Source organism: Myxococcus guangdongensis, assembly GCF_024198255.1.
GTDB classification, from domain to species: Bacteria; Myxococcota; Myxococcia; order Myxococcales; family Myxococcaceae; genus Myxococcus; species Myxococcus guangdongensis.
Window position 1 is genome coordinate 1 of record NZ_JAJVKW010000037.1, and the last position, 7,663, is coordinate 7,663.

At 69.4% G+C, this 7,663-nt stretch carries 1 protein-coding gene; it reads left to right on the top strand.

What is annotated here, in order from left to right; genetic code table 11:
• Positions 1–7,663, top strand: a 7,663-nt coding sequence (locus LXT21_RS44525) for a non-ribosomal peptide synthetase (protein WP_254044362.1), incomplete at both ends; no start/stop codon positions are given.

The following is a 7,663-nucleotide window of genomic DNA, read 5'->3' on the forward strand; positions in this document are numbered from 1 at the left end:
CTCCTGGAGCTCAGCGACACCGAGCACGTCCTCGCCCTCAACATGCACCACATCGTCTCCGACGGTTGGTCCATGGGGGTCCTCATCCAGGAGGTCGCTGCCCTCTACGACGCCTTCTCACACGGCAAGCCCTCTCCCCTCGCTCCTCTCTCCATCCAGTACGCCGACTTCTCCGTCTGGCAGCGCTCCTGGCTCCAGGGCCCTGTCCTCGACGCTCAAATCGACTACTGGCGCCACCAGCTCGCGGACCTCACGACGCTCGAGCTGCCCCTGGACAAGCCGCGTCCGGCCGTCCAGACGTCGTCGGGCGACGCGGCGCACATCAGCATCCCGCTCGCGACCGCGGAGAAGCTCAAGCGCCTGTGCCAACAGGAGAGGGCCACGCCCTTCATGGCGCTGCTCGCCGTGTGGCAGCTCCTGCTCTCCCGCTACTCGGGCCAGGACGACATCGCCGTCGGCTCGCCCATCGCGGGCCGTCACCGCTCGGAGCTCGAGGGGCTCATCGGCTTCTTCGTCAACACGCTCGTCCTGCGCTCCCGCATCGACGCACGCGCGTCCTTCCCGCACCTGCTGCGACAGGTGAAGGAAGCGGCGCTCGGTGCCTACGCGCACCAGGACATCCCCTTCGAGCGCCTCGTCGAGGAGCTGCAGCCCACGCGCGACATGAGTCGCAGCCCGCTGTTCCAGGTCCTCTTCGTCCTCCAGAACACGCCGGCCTCGGGTGTCGAGACGCACGAGCTCTCCCTGAGCCCGGTGGACATCAGCGGCGGCACCTCGAAGTTCGAGCTCCAGCTCAGCCTCGTCGAGGCCCCCGACGGGTTCTTCGGCGGACTCAGCTTCAACACCGACCTGTTCGAGCGCGCCACCGCCGAGCGCATGGCTCGACACTTCGAGCGCCTCGTCGAGTCCATCGTCACCCACCTCGACGCGCCGATCTCAGCGCACGCCATGCTCACGGAGGACGAGCGCCAGCAGGTCCTCGTCGCCTGGGCCTCGGCGCCGCTGAGCACCACCGCCGAGTCCACGATTCCCGAGGCCTTCGCACGCGCCGTGGCGCTCGCGCCCGACGCCCCCGCCCTGGTCTTCGGCGACACGACGCTCACGTACCGGCAGCTCGACGAGCGCTCCAACCAGCTCGCCCGGCTCCTGCGCCACCACGGCGTCACCACCGATGACCGCGTCGCGCTCTCCCTGGAGCGTTCTTTCGAGCTGGTCATCGCCCTGCTCGCCATCGTCAAGGCGGGCGCGGCCTACGTCCCGCTCGACGCGTCCTATCCGTCGCACCGCCTCATCGCCATGCTGGAGGACACGCAGCCGCGGCTCCTCCTCACCTCGCGCGCACTGGTCTCCAAGCTTCCGACCGACGACGTCACCACGCTGCTCCTCGACGAGACCGACACCTCCGCACAGTCGTCTGGACCCCTGCCGTCCCTGGCCCTTCCGGAGTCGCTCGCCTACGTCGACTTCACCTCCGGCTCCACCGGCCGGCCCAAGGGCGTGGGGACGCCTCACGCCGCCGTGCTGCGCACACTCGTCGGCGCGACGTACGCGCGCTTCGGTCCCCAGCAGACCCACGTCCTGCTGGCGCCCATCTCGTTCGACGCCTCGACGCTCGAAATCTGGGGCGCACTGCTGCACGGCGCACGGCTCGTGGTGCCGCCGCCCCACACGCTGTCCCTGGAGGAGATCGAACTCACGGTCTCGCGGCACGGCGTGTCCACGCTGTGGGCCACCAGCGGTCTGTTCTCACAGCTCGCGGACGCGGGGCTCCCAGGCCTGAGCACGGTTCAGCACGTCCTCACCGGCGGTGACGTGGTCTCCCCGGTCCACGCACGCAAGGCCCTGGCGGCCTGGGGCACGCAGGTCACCAACGCCTACGGCCCCACCGAGTCCACCGTCTTCGCCACCACCTTCACCGTCACGCGCGCCGAGGACATCGGCGCCACGCTGCCCATCGGCCGGCCCATCCAGGGGACCCGGCTCCTCGTCCTGGACGCCTCGTTCCAGCCCGTGGCGCCGGGGGTCACCGGAGAGCTCTTCATCGGTGGCGAGGGACTCGCTCGCGGCTACCTGCTCCGCCCAGACCTCACGGCCGAGCGGTTCGTTCCCGATCCGTTCTCCGCGTCGCCGGGCGCGCGCCTCTACCGCACGGGAGACCTGGTCCGCTGGCGCGCGGATGGCAACCTCGACTTCCAGGGCCGCGCCGACTCGCAGGTGAAGCTGCGCGGCTTCCGCATCGAGCTGGCGGAGATCGAAGCCGCGCTCCGTGCGTACGACGCCATCACGGGAGCCCTCGCGCTCATCCGTGAGGACGTGCCCGGGGACAAGCGCCTCACGGCGTACTTCACCGCGTCCTCGCCTGTCGACCCGACGGCCCTGCGCACCTTCCTCAAGCAGCGGCTGCCCGAGTTCATGCTCCCGTCGTTCCTCATCCCGCTGGCGGCCTTCCCGCTGACCGCCAACGCGAAGCTCGACAGGAAGGCCCTGCCGGCGCCCGACACCCTCGCCACGTCCACCTTCGTCCCGCCGCGCAACCCCACCGAGGAGCTGCTCGCGGCCATCTGGGCGGACGTCCTGCGCCTCGACAAGGTGAGCGTCGCCGACGACTTCTTCGAGCTGGGTGGACACTCGCTGCTCGCGACGCAGGTGGTCTCGCGCGTCCGGAGGGCCTTCGAGGTCGAGCTGCCCTTGCGCGCGCTGTTCGAGGCGTCGTCCGTCTCCGCCCTGGCCTCGCGAATCCTGGCCGTGAGGGGCGAGTCCGGGACGCAGGCGCCGCCGTTGGTGCCCGCGCCTCGCACGGGGGAGCTGCCGCTGTCCTTCGCGCAGCAGCGACTCTGGCTGGTGGACCAGCTCGAGCCCGGCAGCTCCGCGTACAACATCCCCTCGGCGCTGAGGCTTCGCGGCACCCTGAACGTCGCCGCGCTGGAGCGCGCCTTCACCGCGCTCGTCGAGCGTCACGAATCCCTGCGCACCACGTTCCTCGCGCGCGACGGTGAGCCCATCCAGGTCATCCATCCCGCGGGAGCGTTCGCGCTGCCCATCGTGGAGCTGGGCATCCTGCCCACCGAGGAGCGCGAGGAGCGCGCCGTGCGCCTCGCCACCGAGGAGGCTCAGCGTCCGTTCGACCTGGCGCGAGGGCCGGTTCTGCGTGCCATGTTGCTGCGCCTCGCCGCCGACGAGCATGTGCTGCTGGTCACCGTGCACCATGCCGTCTCGGACGGCTGGTCGATGGGCGTGCTCATCCAGGAGCTCGCGTCCCTGTACGAGGCGTTCTCCATGGGCGGCGAGGCACGGCTGGCGCCGCTGCCCATCCAGTACGCGGACTTCGCCGCGTGGCAGCGCTCGTGGCTGAAGGGCGACGTGCTGGAGCAGCAGCTCGCCTATTGGAGGCAGCAGCTCGGTGAGCTGCCGCCGCTGCTGGAGCTGCCGACGGACAAGCCGCGTCCTCCCGTCCGCAATCCGCGCGGGGCTTCGCGTCCCGTTCGTTTGTCGGGGGAGCTGACGGAGCGACTGGCCGTCCTCTGCCGCCAGGAAGGCGCCACGCCGTTCATGGCGCTGCTCGCCGTGTGGCAGGTCCTCCTCTCGCGCTACTCGGGGCAGGACGACATCGCGGTGGGCTCGCCCATCGCGGGCCGCACGCGGACGGAGACCGAGGGCCTCATCGGCTTCTTCGTGAACACCCTCGTGTTGCGCACCCGGGTGCGTCCGGGCTTGCGCTTCCGCGAGCTGCTCGCCCAGGTCCGGGCCACGACGCTCGCGGCCTACGAACACCAGGACGTGCCCTTCGAGAAGCTCGTCGAGGAGCTGAAGCCCCAGCGCAGCCTGAGCCACACGCCGCTCTTCCAGGTGATGCTGTCGCTCCAGAACATCCCGGTCGCGAGCCGCACCGTGGCGAGCCCGAACGCGGACAGCCCGCCGCTGCACCTGGAGCCGTTCGCGCAGGACCACCAGACGACGAAGTTCGACCTCACGCTCACGTTGTCGCAGACGCCGGACGGTCTGGCCGGTGGGCTCAGCTACCGGGTGGACCTGTTCGACGACGCGACCATCGAGCGTTGGGTGGGGCACCTGCACACGCTGCTGGAGGCGGCCATCAACGCCCCCGACACGCTCGTGGGGGAGCTGCCGATGCTGTCCGCCGAGGAGCGCCGCCGTGTGCTCGTCGACTGGAACTCGACGCGTCGCGAGCTGCCCTGGAAGGGCGCCTTCCACGAGCTCTTCGAGGCACAGGCCGCTCTCACGCCTGACTCCCTCGCCGTCCTCGACGACTCCTCCTCCCTCTCCTTCTCCGCCCTCAACCAGCGCGCCAATCAGCTCGCTCACCTGCTGCGCTCTCGTGGCGTCGAGCCCGAAGTCCGTGTCGCCTTCTGCCTCGAGCGCTCCGTCGACGCCCTCGTCGCCCTCCTCGCCATCCTCAAGGCCGGCGCCGCCTACGTCCCTCTCGACTCCGCCTACCCCCGCGAGCGCCTGGCCTTCATGCTCCAGGACTCCGGCGCTCCCTTCGTCCTCACCCAGTCCCACCTCCTGCCTCGTCTCGACACCGGCGTCTCCTCGCCCCTGTGCCTCGACGACTCCTCACTGCGTGACTCCCTCGCGGCGCTCCCGGACTCCAATCCATCCCGCGTCTCGCTGCCCTCCCACGCCGCCTACGTCATCTACACCTCCGGCTCCACCGGCAGGCCCAAGGGCGTCCTCATCCACCACTCCTCCGTGGTGAATCTCCTCCACGCCCTCTCTTCCTCCGTCTACTCCGACGTCCAGCGCCCTCTGCGCATCTCCCTCAACGCCCCTCTCTCCTTCGACGCCTCCGTCAAGCAGCTCGTCTTCCTCGCCCTCGGACACGCCCTCTGCTTCGTCCCTCAGGCCGCTCGCGAAGACGTCCCCCTCCTTCTCTCCTGGCTGGCGCGTCACCACCTCGACGTCCTCGACTGCGCCCCCTCCCACCTCCGCCTCCTCCTCGACGAGGGCCTCGCTTCTTCTCCTCGCCCTCTTCGCGTCCTCATCGGCGGTGAGTCCATCGACGACTCCCTCTGGGCGACTCTCTCCTCCTCTCCCTCCCTTCGCGCCTTCAACGTCTACGGCCCCACCGAAACCACCGTCGACGCCACCGCCCTCCCCATTACCTCCGCGTCCCGCCCTGCTCTCGGCCCGCCTCTCCTCAACGTCTCCACCTTCATCCTCGACGCCTCCCTCCTGCCCGCTCCTATTGGTGTCCCTGGAGAGCTCTTCGTCGGCGGTGACGGTGTCGCTCGCGGCTACCTCGCTCGCCCGGACCTCACCGCTGAGCGCTTCATCCCCAACCCCTTCTCCGACATCCCCGGCTCTCGCCTCTACCGCACCGGCGACAAGGCTCGCTGGCTGCCTCACGGACACCTCGAGTACCTCGGTCGCATCGACTTCCAGGTGAAGCTGCGCGGCTTCCGCATTGAGTTGGGTGAAGTCGAGGCCGCTCTCGAAGCCCTTCCTTCCGTCCACCACGCCGCTGCACTCGTCCGTGAGGACGTCCCCGGACTCAAGCGCCTCGTCGCCTACGTCACCCCCGCTGACGTCGACACCTCCGCCCTCCGCACCCAGCTGCTTCGCAACCTCCCCGAGTACATGGTGCCCTCGGCCTTCGTCGCCCTGGACGCTCTGCCTCTCAACACCCACGGCAAGCTCGACAGGAAGGCCCTCCCCGCTCCCGACTCCGGGCCCTCTGACTCCTTCCTCGCCCCTCGCAACCCCACCGAGACGCTCCTCGCCTCCATCTGGGCCGAGGTCCTCCACCTCGACTCCGTCAGCGTCTCCGATGACTTCTTCTCCCTGGGTGGCCACTCCCTCCTCGCCACCCAGGTCGTCTCCCGCATCCGCAAGGCCTTCCAGGTCGAGCTGCCCCTGCGCGCGCTCATCGAAGCGCCGACCATTGGCGAGCTCGCGCAGCGGGTCGAGGTGGCACTGAGTGAGGGCCCGTCCAACACGCGGCCTCCGCTGGTTGCGGCGCCTCGCACCGGACCGCTGCCGCTGTCCTTCGCTCAGCAGCGACTGTGGTTCCTCGACAGGCTGGAGCCCAACAACGCCTCCTACAACATCCACTCGGGCAAGGTGCTCGATGGCCACCTGGATACGGCCGCGCTGGAGCGGGCACTCCAGGAGTTGGTGCAGCGACACGAGGCGCTGCGCACCTCGTTCCACGTGCAAGAGGACGGCACCGCTGTCCAGGTCATCCATCCGCACGCGGAGCTGTCGGTCCCCGTCATCGACCTGCGACACCTGACGGGTCCTGAGTTGGAAGCGGAAGTGGGGCGGCTGACCTCCGAGGAGTCCGGCAAGCCGTTCAGCCTGACGAACTCGCCGCTGCTGCGCGCGTCCCTGTTGCGCGTGACGGAAGGCAGCCACGTGCTCCTCGTCACGGTGCACCACATCGTCTCGGACGGTTGGTCCAACGGCATCCTGCTGCGCGAAGTGGGCGCGCTCTATGAAGCGTTCTCGCAGGGACGTCCGTCTCCGCTCGCGCCGCTGGAGTTCCAGTACGCGGACTACGCGCTGTGGCAGCGCGGCTGGCTGCGAGACGAAGCGCTGGAGCAGCAGCTCGCGTGGTGGAGACAGCAGCTTGGGGGCGCTCCGCATGCGCTCGAGCTGCCCACAGACCGACCGCGGCCGCCCGTTCAGACCCATGTCGGCGCGACCCTGCCCGTCCACCTGAGCACCGAGCTGACCGAGTCTCTGCGTGCGCTGTGCAAGCGCGAGGGCGTCACTCCGTTCATGGTGCTGCTCGCCGCGTTCCACACGTTGATGGCGAGGTACTCTGGGCAGGACGACATCGTCGTCGGCTCGCCCATCGCCAACCGGCAGCAGACGGAGCTGGAGGGCATCGTCGGGTTCTTCGCCAACACGCTCGCCCTGCGTGCGCGGCTGACCGGGACGATGTCGTTCCGCGAGCTGCTCGCTCAGCTCAAGGAGACGACGCTCGGTGCCTACGCGCATCAGGACGTGCCGTTCGAGAAGCTCGTCGATGAGCTGAAGCCCGAGCGTGACCTGAGCCGTTCTCCGCTGTTCCAGGTGATGCTCGCGCTGCAGAACACGCCCCGTCAGGGTCGTGGCGAGGCCCGTCGCGAGGAGCCGGCTCCCACACCGAGCCCCATGGCCGTCACCCACGGCAGCGCCAAGTTCGACCTGTCACTGCTGCTCGCGGACCACGGCGACGACATCAGCGGTCTGCTCGAGTTCAACACCGACCTGTTCACTCCGGCCACGGCCATGCGGATGGGCGCGCACCTGCAGCGACTGTTGCAGTCCGCCGTCCGCGACCCCAGCCAGTCCATCTGGCGACTGCCGATGCTCGATGCGCAGGAGCGTCAGCAGATCCTCGTCACCTGGAATGACACGTCGGGCGAGTCGCACACCCTCACGACGATGCATGGCCCGGTGGAGGCCCAGGTGCGCCGTACGCCGGATGCCATCGCGCTCTCCGACGGCACTCGCTCGCTCACCTACTCCGCGCTCGACGCACGCGCGAATCAGCTCGCACACCACCTGCTCGCACTCGGGGTCTCTCCTGGCAGCGCCGTCGGCATCTGCCTCGACAAGTCCCTCGACATGGCTGTCGCCGTCCTCGCCACCCTCAAGGCCGGCGCCTTCTACGTCGCTCTCGACCCCAACTACCCCGCTGAGCGCCTCGCCTTCA